The organism is Desulfovibrio sp., assembly GCF_019422935.1.
Classification (GTDB): Bacteria; Desulfobacterota; Desulfovibrionia; order Desulfovibrionales; family Desulfovibrionaceae; genus Desulfovibrio.
On sequence record NZ_JAHZCJ010000005.1, the window covers coordinates 207824 to 227375 of the forward strand.

Annotated in this window: 15 protein-coding genes; 6 read left to right on the forward strand and 9 right to left on the reverse strand. The window is 58.4% G+C overall.

Annotated elements, in window-relative coordinates; translation table 11 throughout:
* Positions 1-14: 14 nt before the first annotated feature.
* Together QZ383_RS08675 and QZ383_RS08680 are read right to left on the reverse strand one after the other, a co-directional pair.
* Positions 15-3716, reverse strand: a complete 3702-nt coding sequence (locus tag QZ383_RS08675; protein ID WP_291444697.1) for a pyruvate carboxylase — start codon at positions 3714-3716, stop codon at positions 15-17.
* A gap of 133 nt (positions 3717-3849) precedes the next feature.
* Positions 3850-4668, reverse strand: a complete 819-nt coding sequence (locus QZ383_RS08680) for a biotin--acetyl-CoA-carboxylase ligase (RefSeq protein ID WP_291444699.1) — start codon at positions 4666-4668, stop codon at positions 3850-3852.
* Positions 4669-4693: 25 nt separating this feature from the next.
* On the opposite strand from QZ383_RS08680, the gene QZ383_RS08685 reads away from it, so the two are divergent.
* The gene (locus tag QZ383_RS08685) at positions 4694-5782 is read left to right on the forward strand and encodes a polynucleotide adenylyltransferase (RefSeq protein ID WP_291444700.1); all 1089 of its coding nucleotides are present in this window, start codon (positions 4694-4696) and stop codon (positions 5780-5782) included.
* A 34-nt stretch (positions 5783-5816) separates the two neighbouring features.
* Here QZ383_RS08685 and ybeY read toward each other — a convergent pair whose 3' ends face one another.
* From ybeY to QZ383_RS08705, 4 genes are all read right to left on the reverse strand, one after another.
* The gene (gene ybeY / locus QZ383_RS08690) at positions 5817-6278 is read right to left on the reverse strand and encodes an rRNA maturation RNase YbeY (protein ID WP_291444702.1); all 462 of its coding nucleotides are present in this window, start codon (positions 6276-6278) and stop codon (positions 5817-5819) included.
* Positions 6279-6283: 5 nt separating this feature from the next.
* On the reverse strand, positions 6284-8626 hold the full coding sequence (locus QZ383_RS08695; protein ID WP_291444704.1) for an HDIG domain-containing metalloprotein: 2343 nt from the start codon (positions 8624-8626) through the stop codon (positions 6284-6286).
* A 58-nt stretch (positions 8627-8684) separates the two neighbouring features.
* On the reverse strand, positions 8685-9683 hold the full coding sequence (locus QZ383_RS08700) for a PhoH family protein (RefSeq protein WP_291444705.1): 999 nt from the start codon (positions 9681-9683) through the stop codon (positions 8685-8687).
* Positions 9684-9894: 211 nt separating this feature from the next.
* On the reverse strand, positions 9895-10032 hold the full coding sequence (locus tag QZ383_RS08705) for a hypothetical protein (RefSeq protein ID WP_291444706.1): 138 nt from the start codon (positions 10030-10032) through the stop codon (positions 9895-9897).
* Here QZ383_RS08705 and QZ383_RS08710 point away from each other — a divergent pair.
* The gene (locus QZ383_RS08710; protein ID WP_291444708.1) at positions 10031-10813 is read left to right on the forward strand and encodes a hypothetical protein; all 783 of its coding nucleotides are present in this window, start codon (positions 10031-10033) and stop codon (positions 10811-10813) included. The two genes, QZ383_RS08705 and QZ383_RS08710, sit on opposite strands and share 2 nt — an antisense overlap.
* Positions 10814-10975: 162 nt before the next feature.
* Here the strand turns inward: QZ383_RS08710 and gatB are convergent, their stop codons facing one another.
* The 3 genes from gatB to QZ383_RS08725 all read right to left on the reverse strand — a co-directional run bounded on the left by gatB (position 10976) and on the right by QZ383_RS08725 (position 15148).
* Positions 10976-12409: an Asp-tRNA(Asn)/Glu-tRNA(Gln) amidotransferase subunit GatB gene (gatB, locus tag QZ383_RS08715; RefSeq protein WP_291444709.1), complete on the reverse strand. Its 1434-nt coding sequence runs from the start codon at positions 12407-12409 to the stop codon at positions 10976-10978.
* Positions 12410-12533: 124 nt separating this feature from the next.
* Positions 12534-14276, reverse strand: coding sequence for an ARMT1-like domain-containing protein (locus tag QZ383_RS08720; RefSeq protein WP_291444711.1), 1743 nt, complete (start codon positions 14274-14276; stop codon positions 12534-12536).
* Positions 14273-15148, reverse strand: a complete 876-nt coding sequence (locus tag QZ383_RS08725; protein ID WP_227118336.1) for an NAD(+)/NADH kinase — start codon at positions 15146-15148, stop codon at positions 14273-14275. The genes QZ383_RS08720 and QZ383_RS08725 overlap by 4 nt, the downstream gene beginning before the upstream one ends.
* A gap of 117 nt (positions 15149-15265) precedes the next feature.
* Between QZ383_RS08725 and QZ383_RS08730 the strand changes: the two genes are divergently transcribed.
* From QZ383_RS08730 to QZ383_RS08745, 4 genes are read left to right on the forward strand one after another with little or no spacing between them, the layout of a single operon-like run.
* The gene (locus QZ383_RS08730; RefSeq protein ID WP_291444714.1) at positions 15266-15895 is read left to right on the forward strand and encodes an SIS domain-containing protein; all 630 of its coding nucleotides are present in this window, start codon (positions 15266-15268) and stop codon (positions 15893-15895) included.
* Positions 15896-15897: 2 nt separating this feature from the next.
* On the forward strand, positions 15898-16131 hold the full coding sequence (locus tag QZ383_RS08735) for a zinc ribbon domain-containing protein (RefSeq protein WP_227118335.1): 234 nt from the start codon (positions 15898-15900) through the stop codon (positions 16129-16131).
* 9 nt (positions 16132-16140) lie between these two features.
* Positions 16141-17070, forward strand: a complete 930-nt coding sequence (gene hemC, locus QZ383_RS08740) for a hydroxymethylbilane synthase (RefSeq protein WP_291444717.1) — start codon at positions 16141-16143, stop codon at positions 17068-17070.
* A gap of 9 nt (positions 17071-17079) precedes the next feature.
* Positions 17080-19512, forward strand: coding sequence for an AAA family ATPase (locus tag QZ383_RS08745; protein WP_291444719.1), 2433 nt, complete (start codon positions 17080-17082; stop codon positions 19510-19512).
* The last annotated feature ends 40 nt before the right edge of the window (positions 19513-19552 follow it).

Below are 19552 nucleotides of genomic sequence, written 5' to 3' on the forward strand. Positions count from 1 at the left end.
AGTGAGCGTAGTAATTAACTTACGCGCACACCGCAATAGGGGCAGAATGCGATGTTATCCATAGGAATGGGCTGGCCGCAGGCCTCATTGCCGCACACGCGCGGCACAGGCCCCAGCTCCACAATAAGCTCACCTTCTCTGACCGAAACCATTTGCTTGTTTTCTTTGAAGTCGGCGGTTTTGAGCACACGCTTCACCATGCCGTCAATGGGGGCCAGAACGGCCTTTTCCTGCTTCATGATGGAAACGTTAAAGAGCTCTTCGCCCGCTTTGACCACATCACCGGGGTGCACATACATGACCCACAAGTCGCCGTTGCTCGGCGCGGCCACATGATACTTGTTGGCCGTGTCGGCCATAAGCGTGCTCTTTGCGCCGTTGCCCGAAGGCTGCCGAACCTGAACCTCGCAGCTCATGAATTCGGAGTCGAGCACATAACGGCAGATGGAGATGCCCGCATCGTTGGGGGTGGAGATGCTGAGCAGCAAGAGATGATGGGGCTTGCCGCTGCTGTCGTTGAAGTACAGATCCTGGCCGACTTTCAGACCCTCAAACCATACATGCAAAGGCAGGTTGTTGGGATCGCCGAACTTGGACTTGAACTGGATGGTCTTGAGCGCGTCTGCCGGATGGTTAAGGTACAGCACGAACTCTTCATCGTTGGGCTTGCGCTTCAGAATTTCGGCGCAGGCCTTTTCTTCGGCTGCAAGGTTCACTTCTGCCAGCGATTCAAGGGGCGAAGCCTCGGTGCGGGCCGCCATGGCGCTCTTCCAGTCAGAGCCAAAGGCACTCTGGTAGACCCAGTCAGCAGGGAAGCCGAGCGGCAGTTTGCCGAACTTGCCCTGAAGCAGGTTACGGAAGGCGTCGTTGCAGTCCTGATAGATGTTCAGGCGCGCGCGGCGCATTTCGTCCGTAAGCTCTTTCTCAGGGGTGCGGGTAACTTGGCCCAGCACTTCCAGCAGGTAGCGCACTTCGTCTTCGCCACCCCGCTTCCATGCGCCTGTAACGGCCAGAAACGCCGTGTTCCAGGTGATCTGCGAGCCGGGGGTAACATCGTGATAGCGCACGATCTGGCGGGTGCCTTCAAGGAACTTGAGCATGTAAGGCAGCAGGTGAATGTACCCCTGCTTCATGGCGCCTTCCTGCGAGGAGGAAGTGGCGCCGCCGGGCATGCCGTGGCGCGTAACGTCATAGTCGATGCCCTGGAAGTACGGCGCGCAGTAGCGGTCGTAATAAGGCATGATCTGCTTGCAGACGAAGTTGGCGTCGCGGATGGCGTTTTTATCAAGGTTGCACTTGAGGCCCAGCTCGTCTTCAATATAGGCCATGGTAGCAAGCACGTCGCCCTGACCATAAGAACGCACTGAAGAGCCGAGGCCCACGTCGATGATGTGCGCGCCAGCCTTGGCCGCGGCACCGCAGGAGGGCACGAACAGACCGTCGGTATAGTGCCTGTGGTAGTGCAGCACAAGCTCGGGCCAGGCTTTACGCAGGGCTTTGACCAGCTCGTCCATGAAACGCGGCGGGCAAACGCCTGCCATGTCCTTGAGGCCCAGAATGATGTGGCGCGAGGCTTCCTTGGAGCTTGCGCCCATGATGTCACCCACCATGCGCAGCATGGCTTCGGTAACGCCCAGGTAGTGCTTGACGTCAAAGCCCTTGGCCCACGACATGGAAATGGCGGGCTGGAAGATAACGTCCTTGCGGTCCATGACCACTTCGGCAATGGGGCGCATGTTTTCCACATGGTTCAAAAAGTCGAAGCAACGTACGACCTGATAGTGGTCGCAAATCATTTCGCCCGTTTTGAGCATGAGGTTGCGCGGCTGCGGCGTATACCCAAGCACGTTGGTGGAGCGCACCAGCAGCTGCTTGAGGGTTTTGGGCGCAAAGCGGTTCCATTCCTTGGCTTCGGTGAAGGGGTAGGTCATGTTGGCCAGCATGGCCACATGGAAGTGCGCCCCGCCGCCGTTTTCGAGCGAGAAAAAGCCCGCATTGTCAAGGTAGGGGCCCATAAGCCTGTCTTCGGCAAGGCGCAGGCGGTTGCCGGAGTTGGACTGCGTGAGGTCGCGGGTTGTGGTGTCGGTAAAGTGCACAAGTCCGGAATCACGGATGTAATCCAGCGTGGCCATGCGGTCGCCCTGCGGATAGGGCGAAGGCTGACGGCGCGTCGCCGTGCTTATGGGCGGCAGCACAGGCTCAAAGGGTCCAAGACAGGGCGTGGAACTTGAACGGTATTCGCCAAGCTGCACGTAGGGGTTGAAGCCCTTGGCCGAAATCTCGGCCACCAGCTTGGCAAGGCGCTCGCCTTCGGGCGCAAGGTCGGTATAGACCATGAGCTCGGGATGCGTGGCGATGAAGTTGGTATTGATGCCGCCCTGCTTGAACAGGGGGTGCTTGATGACCTGACGGAAGAAAGGAATGGTGGTCTTGATGCCGCCGATCACATATTCGCTCAGGGCGCGTTCCGTGATGCCCAGCACCTTTTCCCAGTCAGTGGCATACGAAATGAGCAGAGCGCCCGCAGAGTCGTAGTTGGCGGGGAATTCGTAACCTGCGCTGATATTGGAATCAAGGCGCACGCCGGGGCCGCCGGGCGACACATAGCGCGAGATGAGGCCGGAATTGGGGGCGAAGTTGTCCTGCGGGTTTTCGCAGTTGATGCGCACCTGCATGGCCCAGTACGAAGGACGCTGGCTTTCTTCGCGGTAGCGCAGTTCCGCGCCAAAGGCCACGGCGATCTGCTCTTCCACAAGGTCAATGCCGTAGCGGCATTCGGTGATGCCGTGCTCAACCTGCAAACGGGTGTTAACTTCAATGAGGTACGGCGTACCGTCGGGTGTAACGAGGAATTCGACCGTGGCAAGCGAATGGTAGCCCACGGCGCGCACCAGGCGGCGGGAATAATCCTTGAGCCTGTCGCGCAGGTTCTTGGTCATGCCCGGCCAGGGCGAAGGCGTAATTTCAATGAGTTTCTGGTGGTTGCGTTGCACGGTGCAATCGCGTTCGTCAAAGGCGAACACGTTGCCGTACATGTCGGCAATGACCTGAATCTCGATGTGGCGCACATCGGCAAGGAACTTTTCCACAAACAGGCGCGGATTGCCAAACGAAGCCTGAGCCATGGTGGAAGCCTTGAAAAAGGCGTCTTCCAGGTCAGCCTCGTTATGGATGGCAAAAATACCGCGTCCGCCGCCGCCCCCTTCTGCCTTGAGCATGATGGGCAGCCCGATCTCGTTGATAAGCTGGCGGGCGGTAGGAATATCCACGGCTCCTTCAGAGCCGGGCACAACAGGAATGCCCAATTTGCGAGCCACTTCTCGAGCCTGAACCTTGTTGCCCAACAGGTTCATGGCCTCGGCTGTCGCGCCGATAAAGGTGATGCCCGCCTCTTTGCAGCGCTGCGGAAAGCGCGTGTCCTCGGAAGCAAACCCCCAGCCGGGGTGAATGCCGACTACGCCACGTTGTTTGGCTTTGTCGATAATGCGGTCAATATCCAGATACGCGCGGGGGTCTGTCCCGAGCAGCATCAGTTCCTGCGCCGTTGAGGCCGCAGGGGCCGTTTTGTCCACATCAGTCGCAGTCATTGCCGCTACCGCGTCAAAACGTTCGCGGATGGAACGACAAATGCGACGGGCCGGAATACCGCGGTTAGCTACCAGTATTACCTTGCCCTTCAAAAAATCCTGAACTTCCGAGAATGTCTTGTTGGCCATGCCTTTCAGCCCTTTTCTACCGGCGCATTTCTGCCCACGCACCGGCGTTAGACGGCGAAAACACGCTTACGTGCTTCGCATTGGGCGGCGATGCCCCCAGGCCCAACCATGCCGGAATGACCATAATCCCGCGTCATTCCCGCGCAGGGCTCAGCCGGAGACTACCGCAAATGAATTCCTCAAGCCGTCCGTTGATGTTAAGACACAGGCCGCCTGACGTTCCTAGGCCCGCCAGCCAGCCGCGTACGATGCGGTCATCGTCACGCAGCTCCACGTTCTCGCCGCGCCAGAGCAAAAGAGACTCCGCACGGGCTCTCCACCCCTCGGGAAAAGAGTGGCAGTTAATATAAGCTGAAAACATGCGCTTTACAAGGGTTTGCCACAAGGCTTCGGCCATTGGAGGCGCAAAAGTGGAGGATTTATGCTGGGCGGCAAGGCTGGTTGCCTCCAGAGCGGCGTCCGCCCGCATCTGTTCCGCTGGTGGCGAACAGCGCACATTTATGCCAATGCCCGCCAGCAGCACCCCGCCCCGCTCCTCCAGCAGAATGCCCGCCAGTTTTCTGGGGTCGGCTTCCGACGCGCACAGCACAAGGTCATTGGGCCATTTCAGGCGCACTTGCCAACCATCCATTGCCAGTGATTCGGCCAGCAGGGCACCCACTGCCGGGGCCGCCGCCGTGCCGTCAAACGGAGGTACCAGCGGCAGACGCAGGGCCGCATACACGTTGCCAGCAGGCGAGTGCCACTGCCGCCGCAATTGCCCGCGCCCCGCTGTCTGGCTGACAACCTGAACACTATCCCACGGCTCAAGCCAGCCCCGGGCCGCAAGGTTTGCAGCGGTATCAAGGCAGGAGCCGACCTCGCCAAAACGCCAGATACGCGGAATAAAATTTTTGTCAGCGCCAGTGGGGGAGCTTCCCTCAAACGGTTGGCTGTGACATACTGGGGGCATGGAACTCTACCTCGTCGGCGGCGCAATGCGCGACCTTTTGCTTGGGCGTATGCCCACGGAGCTGGATTTTTCCTTTTCAGGAAGCATGGACGATTTTTTGACCGCGCATCCCGATGCGGTCTGTGTGGGTAAAAGCGTCAATGTCTGCCTGTGGCGCGGACGCGAATGCATGCCCCTCCGGGGCGGCACCCTGGTGTCTGACCTTGCAGCGCGGGATCTCACCATCAATGCCCTTGCGCTCGACAGCGCGGGGCGGCTGTACATGCATCCCAAGGCGGTTGATGACCTGCGCAACAAAATAATGCGTCCGGCTTCGCCCACGGCCTTTGCGGATGACCCCACAAGAATTTTTCGTCTGGCGCGCTTTGCCTCCCGCTGGCCCGAATGGCGCATAGCCCGTGAGGCTTTTGAACAGATGCGCGCCACGCCCAAAGCTTTGCTGGCGGCCATTCCGGCGGAGCGTGTGGCCAAAGAAATGCTCAAGGCTCTGGCCTTGCCGCGCCCTGCGAGATTTTTTCGCGTTCTGTCGCAGGGGGATTGCTTGTCCCCCTGGTTTGAAGAACACGAGCGCGCGCGTTACATTCCGGCAGGCCCCGTAAAGTGGCATGCCAACAGCGTGCTGGGTCACAGCTTGCGGCTGATGGACGAGCTCGCGGGCGATGCCATGGCCGTGTGGATGGCCTTGTGCCATGACCTTGGAAAAATCGGTACTGACCCTGCCCTGCTGCCCCACCATTATGGGCATGAGGCGCGCGGCGTGCCGCTTGCACTGGCCCTTGCCAAAAGGCTGCGGCTGCCGGCAGTCTATGCCAGAGCGGGGGCGCTTGCTGCGGAAGAACACATGAAGGCAGGCATGTTTGCCACCCTGCGCACCGGCACGCGCCGCGATCTGCTGTGGCGGGTCAACCAGCTCGGGCTTTCGCGCCCTTTCTGGAAGCTGGCGGATGCCGACAGCAATTCACCCATCAGCGGTTTGGCCTACCCGAGCCTGAAGGCTATTAACGCCGTGCGTCTGCCCGAAGAGTGGCACAACCGGGGCGAAGAATCAGCCCGCAAGCTGCGCGAAATGCAATGCATGGCCCTGGCGGCGCTGAACAGAAAGCGGGCAGCCTAGCCGAGCCTGAAGTCAGACCGGTAGGCTTGCGCTATCAGGCCACTGCTTCAGCAGCGACTTCCATAAAATAGTCGCTCACCGCATCCATCTGCGCGCTGTGGTCAAGCCCGCACAAATGGGCCATTCCGTGGGCGAGCAGGCGCAACGCATGCTCGCCAGGCTCCTGCCCGTACAGCAGGCATTCCCTGCGCAGCGTATCCAGTGAAAACAGAAGTGCGCCGGGGCTGTCGCAGCCACCGGGGAAGGAAAGCACGTTGGTAGGGCCCTGACAGCCCATGCAGCGCCCGTTGGCTGCGCTCATGGCGGCGTCATCAATCAGATGCAGTTCCACAGCCGGGGGCACAACAGGCACGTTGGCCTGCTCTGCGGCGGCAAGCATGGCCGCAAGGGCGGCGCGCTGCTGCCTGCGGTCAAGCGGCAGAATCCATGCGGCCGCCGCATAGCGGTAAAAAATGCGCACGGCTGCCTGTGGCCGCTTACCCCTGACTGCGCCCATGATTCCTAAGCCTGCCCCTTTTCTTCCGGGATGGCGGGTATGCCAGCCTGTTTTGCGCTCTCCGGCTGGCTCGTCAGGGCTTTGACCTCGGGCGATTGCGCTGCAGCGGGTTTGTCTCCGTTACAATGCTTGTCGCCGCACGGTTTGCCCTGCCCCGTGGGGGTAAGGGCAGTTGCGCCATGTGTTGCGGGGGCAGAGCCGTTTTTGCCGTTGGGCTTGTTTTCAGCCCTGGCGGCGTCATTGATTCTGGCGTCAGGATAGGCAATGCGCTGATGGAAAATACCCGTCAGAATGCGCTGGAAGTTTTCGCTCAGGAAGTGCAGATCCTTAAAGGTCAGCTCCGATTCGTCCAACTGCCCTTCCGAGAAGATGCCCTTGATGATGGTGTCAATGTGCGACTTGATGCGCGCGGGCGTAGGATCGTTAAGCGTGCGGCTGGAGGCCTCAACGGAGTCGGCCAGCATGAGAATGGCGGCTTCCTTGGTTTGCGGACGCGGCCCCACATAGCTGAAATCGGATTCACGCGGCTTCTCGCCCTGATTCAGAGCCTTCTGGTAGAAAAAGCGTATGAGCCTTGTACCATGGTGCTGGCTGATAATGTCGGCAATATCCTGCCCGAGCTTGTACCGCTCGGCCAGTTCCGTGCCTTTTTTGACATGCGAAAGCAGGATGAGCGCACTCATGGACGGGGCCAGCTTGTCGTGCTTGTTGGGCCCGCCAAACTGGTTTTCGATGAAATATTCGGGATACGATAGCTTGCCCACATCATGATACAGTGCCGCCACCTTGCACAGCAGGCTGTTGGCGCCGATGGCCTTGGCCCCGGCTTCAACCATGTTGGCGACCACAAGGGAGTGATGGTAGGTGCCGGGCACTGTTACCATGAGCTCCTGCATGAGGGGTTGCTCAAGGCTCATAAGTTCCATGAGGCGGAAACGCGTACTGTACCCAAAGCTGATTTCAAGCACAGGGCTTACTGCAAAGAGCAGAATGAGCGACAGCACGCTGTTGATAAACACGGCCAGCAACTGCGTGGGCATGACGCCGGGGGCGCTTTGGGCCAGCAGGGTTGCGCCAAACCAGATGATGGACTGCCCGATGGTCAGCGGCACAATGCTCCACACCACGTCCTGTCGGCTTTGGGCATTGGTTACAAGCCATGTGGCAAGCATGCCGCCGAGAAAATGGAGCAGGAACAGCGAAAACTGCGCCTGAAACATGAGCATGGTAAAGAACGAGATCAACAGGGCCATGGTGCAATAGCGCCTGGCCGCAAAAACCATGGCGACCAGCCCCACTGCTCCTGCCACAGGGTAGCCCACGGCCAGCGTATTGATGAACGAATGACTGTCGATACGCATCCCAAGCACGTACACAGCCTTTGCACCGGCGCTGAAAAGCAGCAGAAGCAAGGAAATAAGCAGCATGTCCTTGCAGCGCAGGGGGGTGCCGGGTTTGCCGCTGGGGGCGACAAAAAAGCCGATGGAGAGCACCAGCGAGCACAAAAAGGCGCCAGCGGCTATATCCCAGTGCATGGGGTCGGAAGCGGATTTATAAAGCGTTTGCAGCTTGATCTGCTGCTCGCGGCTGACCCTTTCGCCCTTGCGCAACACGATCTCGCCCTTTTGTATCTGATAATACACGGGCTCAACCATGGACATTACGGCAGAGCTGCGCTTCTGGGTAGATTCCCGGTTCAGCGTCAGCGTGGAAGGCATGGTTGCGGAAAGCAGAATGTTGATGGCGCGCCGCGACTGCGGGTTCAGCGTGGAAACCTGCCGTATCTGGGCAGAAATTTCCGCCAGATACGATTGCACGTCGGGCAGATTGACTACGTCCGGACGCAGTATTTCTGTATTTGTATCCAGATTGCGCACAATAACGCCAGAGCGGTCAACCCTGGCCGAGCGTATATCACCCACAAGGCCTTCTGCCATATGGTCGCGAATCTGGGGCAGCAGCACCTTGAGCAGATATGTCTGCGCCTCGGGCTGGGCGAGTTCCGGCAAAATTTCGTCAGCAACGGTGGGTGTCAGTTCATCCACCAGCCTGTGCAGCGGGCCTTCGACCCCGACATGGTAATCAATGCCGTTGTTCAGGCTGCGCATGATCTCCACAATACGGTTCTGAAAGGCCGTAAAGGGTTCAAGACTCAGATCATAGACAGGCGGTTGCAGAAGCTGCACCTGTTTGCGCCGGGCCTTGGTGGCCTGCACGTCTTCAACGAGGATGTCCCGGTCGGCAATGACGTCAGAATCAGCCACTTGCCCGGCAACGTACACGCGAGGCACAGCCTCAAAATTGGCCCCTGCAAGCAGGCTGATGAAAAGCAGGGTGAGCACAAGCACTGAAAGCCCCAAGCCACAATGGTGGCGGGCCCGCAACATGCGAAAGAGTGCAAGGATGCTAGCTGGACGTACCGCTTTTTTCTGCATTATCATAGGCGTTTACGATTGCTCCCACCAAGGGATGCCGCACTACGTCGGCCTTGGTGAAGTGATGCACTGCGATGGTTGGAACTTTGGCAAGGATATTCAGCGCGTGGATAAGGCCGGAGCGCGGGCGCTGGCCGCCGGGCTGCAAGGGCAGGTCGATCTGGGTTGTGTCGCCCGTTACGACCATGCGCGAGCCAAAGCCCATGCGGGTAAGGAACATCTTCATCTGTTCTTGCGTGGTGTTCTGCGCTTCGTCAAGAATGATAAAGGCATCGTTAAGGGTGCGCCCGCGCATGAAGGCCAGGGGCGCAACTTCAATGGAGCCCACTTCAAGCATGGACGCCACCTTGGGCTGGGGCATCATGTCGTGCAGGGCGTCATAGAGCGGGCGCAAATAGGGATTGACCTTGTCGGCCAGATCGCCGGGCAAAAAGCCAAGGCGCTCACCCGCTTCCACCGCCGGGCGCGTCAGCACAATGCGTTTAACCCTGTGCTGCTGAAACATGGACAGCGCCATGGCGACAGCAAGATAGGTTTTGCCCGTACCGGCGGGGCCAACCGCAAAAACAAGCTCATTGCGCCGCAGCAGATCAAGGTAGGTGCGCTGGGCAACATTGCGGGCAGTGACCGTTTTGCGCGGGGTGTTGACGAAAACGGCATCCTTGAAAATCTTTTCCAGATTCAGGCCGGGATCCGCGCGCAGCATCTCGTAACTGCGGGCGATATCCTGCTGGCTCAGCAACAATCCGCCGCGCAGCAGCTCGTACAACTGCACAAAAACATTGCACAACACCTGCCGGGTGTTCATGTCTGGGCTTTCAATAAGAATGCTGGCGCCACGGCTGCCTATGGAGGCCCCGCTGGCTGCGGCCAACAGCTCAAGATGCGCATTGTGAGGGCCAAATAGCTGATTGGCTAAGGCGGGATCGTCGAATTCGACGGTCTCAAGCATGGAGGAATGTACTGCCATAGCCGCTCTCTAGCCTATTTCAGTTGGCCTGTCCATTACTGGATTCGGAACCTGTATATTTTTAATGGGCGGGCCGACCCCGCCTGGTTCACTCCCTAAAAATATAGCTGGCCTGGAATATGCATAAGTAAGCAATACGGCACCCCCAAGTCTGAAAATCAGGCAAAATCTGCCGAGGAGTCACTATGAGCAGCGTATCAGGCGTAAGCAGCTACACATCCGCACTATACCAGTGGCAGAACCAGAAGCTGAGTACCTCTACCTCTGGCAGCTCATCGTCTTCGAGTTCTTCAAGCACGTCGAGCCAGATGCTCAGCGGCAGCAGCATAACCAGCCAGCTTTCCAGCATGGTTGATCTGACAAAGTATGCCATGGATGCCATGGGTCTTGAAAGCGGCAGCCGCGTTACTTTCAGCCAGATTACCAAGTATCGCGAGCAGTTGAATACGGAATTCAACACCGCCGTCAAGGATGGCCTGTCCAAGCTTGGTGTCACGGATCCTTCAAGTGTCACTTTCACTTTGGCTGCGGACGGTTCCCTCACGGCTACCAGCGCCAATGCTACGGATCAGACCAATGTGCAGAACTGGCTTAAGAGCAATACGACTATTGGCAAGGATCTGCGTACGGCCCTTACCGCTGCTGGCGTCAGTTCCAGTACATCTGTTGCCATGACTGTTGACAGCAGCGGCAAACTGACCGCTGCCAGCAGCACGGACAGTGCCGACAAGGCCGCTATTCAGGCAGTGCTGGATAATTCCAAACTCGGTCAGACGCTGAACAGCGGCATGAGCAGTCTTGCTGTGAGCAGCGATGCAAAATTTACCCTGCAAACAAAGTCCGATGGCAGCATTGTGGTTGAAAGCAGCGATGCCGCCACCAAGGCAGCCGTGCAGAAGTTCTTTGACAACAATCCCGCGCTGGTCAAAAAGTTCGGCCAGATTCAGGCCCTTTCCGGCCTTGATGATGCGCGCAAGGCATTGCAGGTTTCGCCCTCTGACCTGCGCAAGCGCATTGAGGTGGAATCCATGGCCGCATGGTGGTCCGGCTCGGGCAACGCCACAAGTTCTTTTGGCAGTTATTCCGACAGCAGCCTTTCCATGCTTTCGGGCCTGAACATGAGCGTCTAGTTTTTACGCATATGCTGTGCTGACGGCATCAGCACTTTAAGGGGCCGCGAGGCCCCTTATGCGTTTAAAATCCGGGATGCAGCCTGCCTTGAACAGTATAAAAAGCGGGGATCCCGGCATGACCGGAATCCCCGCTTTTGCGTGTTTGATATTGATTGGATTTTACAGCTTTTTGGCAAGCAGTTCGTTTACCAGGGCAGGATTGGCCTTGCCCTTGGTGGCGCGCATGATCTGCCCCACAAAGAAGCTGATCAGCTTGGTTTTGCCGCCGCGATAGGCCTCCACCTCTGCGGGATTGGCCGCAATGACTTCATCCACGGCGGCTTCAAGCGCTGAGGTGTCGGAAATCTGCACGAGGCCTTTTTCCTTCACGTAAGCTTCTGGCATGACGCCCTGCTCAAAGATGTCGCCAAAAATATCATTGGCGATCTTGGCGCTGATGGTGCCGCCGTCAACCAGACGCACCAGTTCGGCCAGTGCCTCGGGCTTCATGGCCCAGGCGGAGGGGTCAGCGGCGGAAAGCCCACGGGCGTTGCATTCGCGCAGTAGCGGGCCAAGCACAAAGTTGGCAACCTTCTTGGGGTCGGCCTTGGCGGCTGCCGTTTCAAAAAAGTCGGCTAGGCCCTTGCTCTGCACAAGCACTTCTGCCTCGGCTTCGGGCAGACCTGCCATAGCCACAAAACGGGGCACGCGAATCTGGGGCAACTCCGGCATTTCGGCGCGCCAGCGGGTCATTTCTTCTTCCGTAATGTCTACGGGTAAAATGTCCGGGTCGGGGAAGTAGCGGTAATCGTGCGCTTCTTCCTTGCTGCGCATGGAGGCCGTGGTATTCTTGACGGCATCGTACAGGCGGGTTTCCTGCACGACCTTGTCGCCGTCGTCCAGCACATCCTGCTGGCGGGCAATTTCATACTCAATGGCGCGTTGCACATTGCGGAAGGAGTTGAGGTTCTTCAGCTCGGTGCGGGTGCCGAAGGGTTCGGTTCCCACAGGGCGCAACGAGACGTTGGCGTCGCACCTGAAGCTGCCCTCTTCCATGTTGCCGTCGCACACGCCAAGATAGGTCACAATGTTGTACAAGCCCTTGAGATAGGCCACTGCTTCGGCGGCAGAGCGCATGTCCGGCTCGGAAACTATTTCAACCAGGGGCGTGCCCGCGCGGTTGAGGTCCACATAGCTCAGGTTTTCGCCCTGCGCGTGAATGTTTTTGCCAGCATCGTTTTCCATGTGGATACGCGTAATGCCCACGCGCTTGCGCCGCCCATCCACGTCCACTTCAAGATGCCCGTGTTCGCAGATAGGCAGCTCGAACTGCGAAATCTGATACCCGGAGGGCAGATCAGGATAAAAATAGTTTTTGCGGGCAAAAATGGAACGTGTATTGATGGCGCAATTGGTGGCGAGGCCGACCAGAGCGGCAAAGTGAACAGCCTGACGGTTGGGCACAGGCAGAGCGCCGGGCATGCCGGAGCATACTTCGCACACATTGGCGTTGGCGGGCTGCCCAAAAGTTGTAGGGCAGGAACAGAACAGTTTGGAGGCCGTGGCAAGTTGCACATGCACTTCAAGGCCAATCACGGCTTCATAGGCGGCCATAGATCAGATTACTCCCTCAGCGGGGTTCACCCCGTAGTTGCGCGGCAAAAGCGCCGCTTTGCGCATAAGCGCCCGCTAAACCTGGCATCCGGCGGTTTACGCCGCCTTTTTTGACGCAAAAGCATCAATGGGGGATGCTGGCGTCGAAATATTTGCCCACACCGTACTCTCCCCTGCGGAAAAACCGCTGCGGGGCGGGGCCGATGATCTGCATTTCCCTGTTTTTGGCCTGTACGTCCAGCGCGATTCGCATTTCCTTGGTGCAGCCGGTGGAAAAGGTGGAATCCTTGCCCGACCATTGCGGCGGCACCTTGCGACCAAGCAGGGCAAAGCTTTCCTCAATGTCTTCAACGGTCTGAAACCGCCACACATCAATAAAGCCGCTGCGCTGCACCTGCTCCCACATATACATGAGGTCGTCGCCGTCCATGCCTTCAATAAAATGCTCGGCAGGGTTAATTATCAGGATATTATCCATTTTTTTACGCAGATTGTCTACAAAGGTGCGCACGATCTCGGTAGCGGTACCAGTTTCGCCGGGGATGCTGCCGATCACGCAGCTGTAAAACATGACTGTGCGGCCCTGCATGCGGGCCTCGCGCATGCCTGCGATGATGTTTGCCGACTGGGCGGCAATGTCGCTTTCGCTGAATTTATGGGCGCTCTCGGCATGCTGGCGCAGCTTGATGTGAAAGCCCTGATCATCCTGCCAGTAGCAAACCACATCCCGCGTATACTGGTGGCTGCTGCCCATGAGCACGTCTGCCACGCGCCAGCCCTTGCCCAGAATAAGGTCGGCCTCCTTCCATGCGCGGGAAAATGTCACCGAAACCCTGTACAGGTTGAGCCGCTCCCGCGTTCCATCGCCAATAACCATGAGGCGGTATTCGCGCAGGTGGCGCAAAAGTTCGTTCTTGCTCATGCGCGGCTCGTGCTGCACAGTGCCGCCGCCGATCATCTGCCGGATGGAGGGGTCAATCTCCATGTCTTCCAGCGTGGGCGAATAAAAGAAAAAGCCTGATTTGACGGCAAAAATAACCTTGTGCCCCATGCGAATGAGGCTGTTGGCAACAGCCAGATCAAACACAACGCCGCCGTCAGCGTCGCACAAAAAGAGCACAGTGCCGGACCTGACCGCGCTGGCCTCAAAATAGTGCCGCAAGTGGGCGCAGGTTTTGCGCGCGGTATCCATGGCCTGACGTACTGTTTCGGCGTCTGGCGGCGTCTCCACCCAGGGGCGGGACATTGCCGAAAGGCACAGCAGTCGCGAAAGTTCCACGTAGTTGAGCATACGCCTGACAGAGGCGATGGAATTGGCCGCCAAGGCATCCGCAGGCACTGCGGCAAGATTGTCGCTCACCGGGGCTTCATCCAGCATTTCGAGCTGGCGTTTGGTGGAAATTCTGCGCAATGGCCGCCAGGGGTCGTCCAGCTGGTTGCCCTGGGCGAGCACAAGATCGGTCATGCGCTTGACTAACCGTGAGGGAATCAGCGTATGCTGGGCAACATACTGCTTGAAGCGGAACCGGCAGAACTGCAAAATACGCCTGCGTTTCTGGCCTTCGGGCGTGAAGGAACGCACGAGGCGCATGATGATGCGCCAGGAGCGGTTATATTGGCGGCGAAGTTCTTCGGGAGCTGTCTGCTGGCACAACAGTTTGAACGTGTCGTCAGAACAGGGCAAATACACCTGATCGCGCGCAAGGCTGACCATAAAGGCCATCTGTTCCTGGCTGGCCACAATGTCGGGGTTCATGCCGTAGGCTATGTTGTTGTCCATCAGCATGCTGTAAAGCCATGCGTCAAAGCGGACATTCTCCCCAAAATGAAAGTCCCGAACAGAATCCACAGAAATCGCGTTGCTCATGCGTTTTCCCCGCATCTGATGCATTCAGTGCCTTGCAGGGCAAAACCGCGCGAACGCAAACGCTCAAAAAATGTTGTTCCTTTGCCAAGAAAATGCACGGCATCGGGCAAACCATTGACGGTCACGGTGTCGCCCAGCTCCAGCTGTTGCCCTTCCTGCCCATCGACAGTAAGGTAGCAATCTGTGGAACCCTGCAAAATCTGGAACCGGCACTCGGTATCGCCGGGGAAAACCATGGGCGAAATTGTATTGAGGAAAGGACAGATGGGCGTGATGGCCACGGCTTCCATTGAAGGATGCAGCAGCGAGCCGCCAGCGGAAACACTGTAGCCGGAGCTGCCCACGGGCGTGGCAATGATCATTCCATCGCCGCGCAGCGAGCCAAGGCGCTCACCTGCAATATAGACATCAAACAGAACAAGCCGCGACAAAGACCCCCGGCTCAGGACAACATCGTTGACCGCACAGCCGCTGGCAATCTGCTCGCCCTTGCGGGTGAGCGTCCACTGCAAGGCCATACAGGAGCGTACAGGTTCCATGCCGGTGAGGGATTCTTCGAGTTTTTCACGCCACTGCTCCGGCTGGGCATCTGTCAAAAAACCGATCCGGCCAAAATTGATGCCCAGCACAGGCACATTGCGCCCCACAAGGCGGCGGGCCACGCCGAGCATGGTGCCGTCGCCTCCAAAAACAACCACAAAGTCAAGGGGAGTAGTTGCGTAGGCCGGGGTGTCCGTGCCAGCGCAGATCACGCCCGCAACGTCGTGCCCATTTTGGCGCAGCCATTGGGCGGCTTCTTGGGCAAGAGCCGCAGCCTTTTCGTGCCGGGCCTTGTAAACCAGAAGTATGTGTCGGCTTGTTGCGTTTTGCATACCTGCGCAAGTTACGTTATCAAGTCTGTTACCGCAAGCCTGAGGGCGCTTGTCAGTTGCAGGGCTTTGCCTTAAATAAGAAGGCTTCCATGTCACGTTTCGGCAATTGTGAGCGCCATGCACGATACAGCCCTTGATATTATTGAACAGCACGCCAGCGAAGGCGCGCGCCTGCGCGAAGATTTTTTTCGCTCGCAGGCAGATTTTCTTCGTCAGGCGGCCTTGCGCGCGGCCACGTGCCTCGCGGGCGGCGGCAAAATACTGCTCTGCGGCAATGGCGGCAGTGCTGCACTGGCCCAGCACATGGCAGCCGAGTTTGTGAACAGATTTTTTATGGACAGGCCCGCCCTGCCCGCTCTGGCGCTGTCTGCCGATGCGACTTCGCTTACGGCCATTGGCAGCGACCTTGATTTCAGCCATGTATTTTCGCGCCAGATTGAAGCTCTGGGGCGGCCAGGCGACATGCTGGTGGCAATTTTTTCCACCGGCAGCAGCGCCAACATCATCGCCGCCCTTGAGGCGGCACGTCGCGGCGGGCAGTTTACCGTGTGTCTGTGCGGGCACGGCTGCGAAATGGCCCTGTACAGCGACATGGTTCTTGAAGCGCCGCAGGCTGAACCCGCGCTTGTTCAGGAACTGCACCTTGCAGCCGGGCACCTATTTTGCCGGCTGACGGATTATTATCTTTTTGAAAATGCTGTCGCACTGACCCCCTATTTGCAAGGGCGACACACAACCGAGGTTTGACCATGCCCATCTACGAGTATTCTTGCCAGAAATGCGGTCGGGATTTTGAAGAACTGGTGTTTGACGAAACCCCGCCCACTTGCCCGTATTGCGGCTCCAATGATACCCAGAAGCTCATGTCCTGCTGCGCCCGGCGCAAAAATGGCGCAGAAGGCGGCGATTACGCGGCTTCGACCGGCGGTGGCGGCGGCTGCGCCGGATGTTCTGGCGGCAACTGCGCAAGCTGCGGGCATTAGGCGGCAGGCATGCGTAAATCCCTAGTTATCGCTACCCGTGGCAGTCAGTTGGCCCTCTGGCAGGCAGAACACGTCAAAAGTCGTTTGCTGTCGCTTGACCCGGAACTGGCCGTTGACCTTGTCATCATCAAGACCAAGGGCGACATCATTCAGGATGTTCCCCTGGCCCAGGTGGGCGGCAAGGGCCTTTTTGTAAAAGAAATTGAAGAAGCCCTGCTTGATAACCGGGCCGACCTTGCCGTGCACAGCATCAAGGACGTGCCCATGGAGCTGCCCGACGGGCTCATACTGGGCTGCATCCCCAAGCGCGAAGCGCCTACAGACTGCATGCTTTCGTGCAAGTATGCCGACCTTGCGGCCCTGCCCCAGGGCGCGTGCGTTGGCACCAGCAGTCTGCGGCGTCAGGCCCAGTTGCTGGCCCTGCGCCCCGACCTGCGCATTGAAAGCCTGCGCGGCAATGTGGACACGCGCCTGCGCAAACTGCATGAAGGCGTGTATGATGCCATTATTCTTGCATCCGCAGGCATGAACCGCCTTGGCTTGAGCGCGCCCTACATGCACGCCCTTGATCCGCAGACCTTTCTGCCCGCAGTGGGCCAGGGCGCCATTGGCATTGAATGCCGCGAAGACGATTACGATCTGTTTGCCCTGCTTGCAGAGATTGAAGACACCCCCACCCGCGTATGCGTAGAAGCCGAACGGGGCTTTCTTGCCGGGCTTGAGGGCGGGTGCCAGGTGCCCATTGCCGGGCATGCCCGCCTTGAGGATGACGAGACCTTCGTACTCGAAGGGCTGGTGGCAGAGGTTGATGGCAGCCAGATTCTGCGCGAGGCGCAGCGGGGCCATACCTCCAAGGCCCGCCAGATTGGGCTTGAGCTTGCTGAAACACTTCTTGCCAGAGGCGGCCGCGCCATTCTGGAAAAACTTTACCAACAATAACGATTCCCTATGCCAACTATCGCTCCCCTGCCCGCGTCCCGCCTGCACGCCACGTTAGATCCCGCCCGTATCCCATGGGAAACGAGCAAGGATATCCCGCTGCCGCGCAACGGTCGCCAGAATCCATTCCAGCCCCGTGCCATGCAGGCGCTGGACCTTGCCCTGCAAATCAAAAATCAGGGCTATAACGTCTACCTGTCTGGCGAGGCCGATCTTGGCCGCAGCCACATGCTGCTGAGCTACCTTGGCCCTCAGGCAAAAAAGGCCCAGACGCCTGAGGATCTGGTATACGTGCATAATTTTGCCGATCCTGACCGGCCCTGCCTTTTTGCCCTGCCCACAGGTATGGGCAAGAAGTTAAAGCAGAACCTTAAGGAACTGATCGAGCATATCCGCGAGGAGCTGCCTCGCCGTTTTGAGGCCAGCACCTACGTGAAGCGCCGCGCCAAGATTGTGGACAACTTCCAGAACGCCCGCATGGGCCTGCTGCGCAAGATGAATTCCGTTGCTGTAGACAAGGGATTCAATCTTGATATGGACGAAAGCGGCGGTCTGACCCTGTATCCGCTGGTGGAAGGCAAGCGCCTGAGCGAAGAAGAATTCGACAGGCTGGACACAACCCTGCGCCTCAGCCTCAAAAGCCGTGGCGACAACCTCGTGCAGGCCATGTCGGGCTACATGCGTCAGCTGAACAAGGCGGAAGAAAGCTTCCAGGACGACGAGCGCGGCCTCGAACGCGAAGCCATGACTCAGGTGCTGACCAGCTTCTTCAACCCCATTGAGCAGCGCACGCTCAAGGCCTGCCCGGTCAAGGGGCTGGATGCCTACTTTACGGCCCTGCGCGAAGACATCCTTAAAAATACCGATGCCTTTCTGCAAAGGGACGGCGGCCCCCTTGGCGACCCGCACGGCGCGCCGGTTGAAGCTGTGCTCTACCGTTACGAGGTCAATCTGCTGGTGGACAACAGCGGCCTTGATGGCGCACCTATCATTGTGGAAGACCACCCCACCGCCGTGAACCTGCTCGGCTGTGTGGAGCGCGAATCTGAAATGGGCGCGCTGGTCACGGATTTCACCCTTATCCGCGCGGGCAGCATCCACAAGGCCAATGGTGGTTTTCTGGTGCTGCATATTGAGGATCTTCTGCAACATCCCAATGCCTGGGAGGGCCTGTTGCGCGCCCTGCGCTCCAATATGGCCCGCATTGAAGATTCCGGCGAAGGCCCGGATACGCCAATCCGCACCAAGGGTATCAATCCCGAGCCGCTGCCCCTGAACCTCAAGGTAGTGCTGATCGGCGATGAAGAACTGTACGAAGGTCTGCTTGTCAATGACGACAGATTCTCAAAGCTCTTCCGCATCAAGGCCCACATGGCCGACACTACAGAGCGCAATGCCGCCAATGTGCGCGCCTACCTCGGGCACATTGCCACCATCATCAAGGAAACAGAACTCCCCTGTTTTGACCGCACGGCCTTGGCATGGCTCATCGATCTCGGGTCGCACATCTGCGAAGACCAGCGCCGCCTTTCTCTGCGTTTTCCCGAACTGCGCGAGCTTATGATCGAGGCTTCGGCCCTGGCCCGTATGCGCAAGCAGGATGTGGTCACCGCGCCCGTGCTGGAAGAAGCTCACGCGGCGCGCATCTACCGGGCCAACCTAGTGGAAGAGATCTATATGGAAGAATACGACCGCAACATGATCAAGGTGCAGACCTCGGGTCAGGCCATTGGTCAGGTTAACGGTCTTTCCGTCACGTGGCACGGCGATTTTGAATTTGGTCTGCCGCACAGGATTTCATGTACCGTGGGCGTGGGGCATGAGGGCATCATCGACCTTGAACGCGAGGCCGAGCTGGGTGGCCCCATCCACACCAAGGCCATGATGATCCTGAAGAGCTACCTCACGGATCTTTTTGCGCGCAAAAAGCCTCTGGTGCTCTCCGGCTCGCTCTATTTTGAGCAGAGTTACGCGGGCATTGAAGGCGACAGCGCCTCTGGCGCGGAACTTGCCGCCCTGCTCTCGGCCCTTGCCGATGTGCCGGTGCGCCTTGACCTGGCCTTTACCGGGGCTGTTAGCCAGACGGGGCAGATCATGGCCGTGGGCGGCGTTACCCGCAAGATCGAGGGCTTTTATAATGTTTGCGCCAGCCAGGGCCTCACGGGCACGCAAGGGGTTATCATGCCCTTTGACAACGTGGATCACCTCATGCTCGCGCCCAATGTTATTGAAGCTGTAGAGAAAGGCCAGTTCTCCATTTACCCTGTGCGGCGCATAGAAGAAGCCCTCGCCCTCTTGACTGGTCTTTCAATCGGTCGCAGACTGAAACAGGGCGGATTTACGAAAAACAGCCTGTACGACATGGTTGACCGCAGGCTGGAGCGTCTGGGCGATTACGCGCAGAATGCCTTTAGACGCACCAGAAAATCCAAAGAGGGATAATGGGCGCTGCCCGTGGCAGCGACATAATACCCTCTGAGTA

Coding starts and splice junctions, on each gene's coding strand:
- QZ383_RS08700 (WP_291444705.1), bottom strand. CDS start 9,683: ATGGCAGTACATTCCTCCATGCTTGAGACCGTCGAATTCGACGATCCC.
- QZ383_RS08720 (WP_291444711.1), bottom strand. CDS start 14,276: ATGAGCAACGCGATTTCTGTGGATTCTGTTCGGGACTTTCATTTTGGG.
- QZ383_RS08745 (WP_291444719.1), top strand. CDS start 17,080: ATGCCAACTATCGCTCCCCTGCCCGCGTCCCGCCTGCACGCCACGTTA.
- hemC (WP_291444717.1), top strand. CDS start 16,141: ATGCGTAAATCCCTAGTTATCGCTACCCGTGGCAGTCAGTTGGCCCTC.
- QZ383_RS08705 (WP_291444706.1), bottom strand. CDS start 10,032: ATGCTGGAAAGCTGGCTGGTTATGCTGCTGCCGCTGAGCATCTGGCTC.
- gatB (WP_291444709.1), bottom strand. CDS start 12,409: ATGGCCGCCTATGAAGCCGTGATTGGCCTTGAAGTGCATGTGCAACTT.
- ybeY (WP_291444702.1), bottom strand. CDS start 6,278: ATGGGCGCAGTCAGGGGTAAGCGGCCACAGGCAGCCGTGCGCATTTTT.
- QZ383_RS08710 (WP_291444708.1), top strand. CDS start 10,031: ATGGTTGATCTGACAAAGTATGCCATGGATGCCATGGGTCTTGAAAGC.
- QZ383_RS08725 (WP_227118336.1), bottom strand. CDS start 15,148: ATGCAAAACGCAACAAGCCGACACATACTTCTGGTTTACAAGGCCCGG.
- QZ383_RS08685 (WP_291444700.1), top strand. CDS start 4,694: ATGCGCGACCTTTTGCTTGGGCGTATGCCCACGGAGCTGGATTTTTCC.
- QZ383_RS08680 (WP_291444699.1), bottom strand. CDS start 4,668: ATGCCCCCAGTATGTCACAGCCAACCGTTTGAGGGAAGCTCCCCCACT.
- QZ383_RS08730 (WP_291444714.1), top strand. CDS start 15,266: ATGCACGATACAGCCCTTGATATTATTGAACAGCACGCCAGCGAAGGC.
- QZ383_RS08675 (WP_291444697.1), bottom strand. CDS start 3,716: ATGGCCAACAAGACATTCTCGGAAGTTCAGGATTTTTTGAAGGGCAAG.
- QZ383_RS08735 (WP_227118335.1), top strand. CDS start 15,898: ATGCCCATCTACGAGTATTCTTGCCAGAAATGCGGTCGGGATTTTGAA.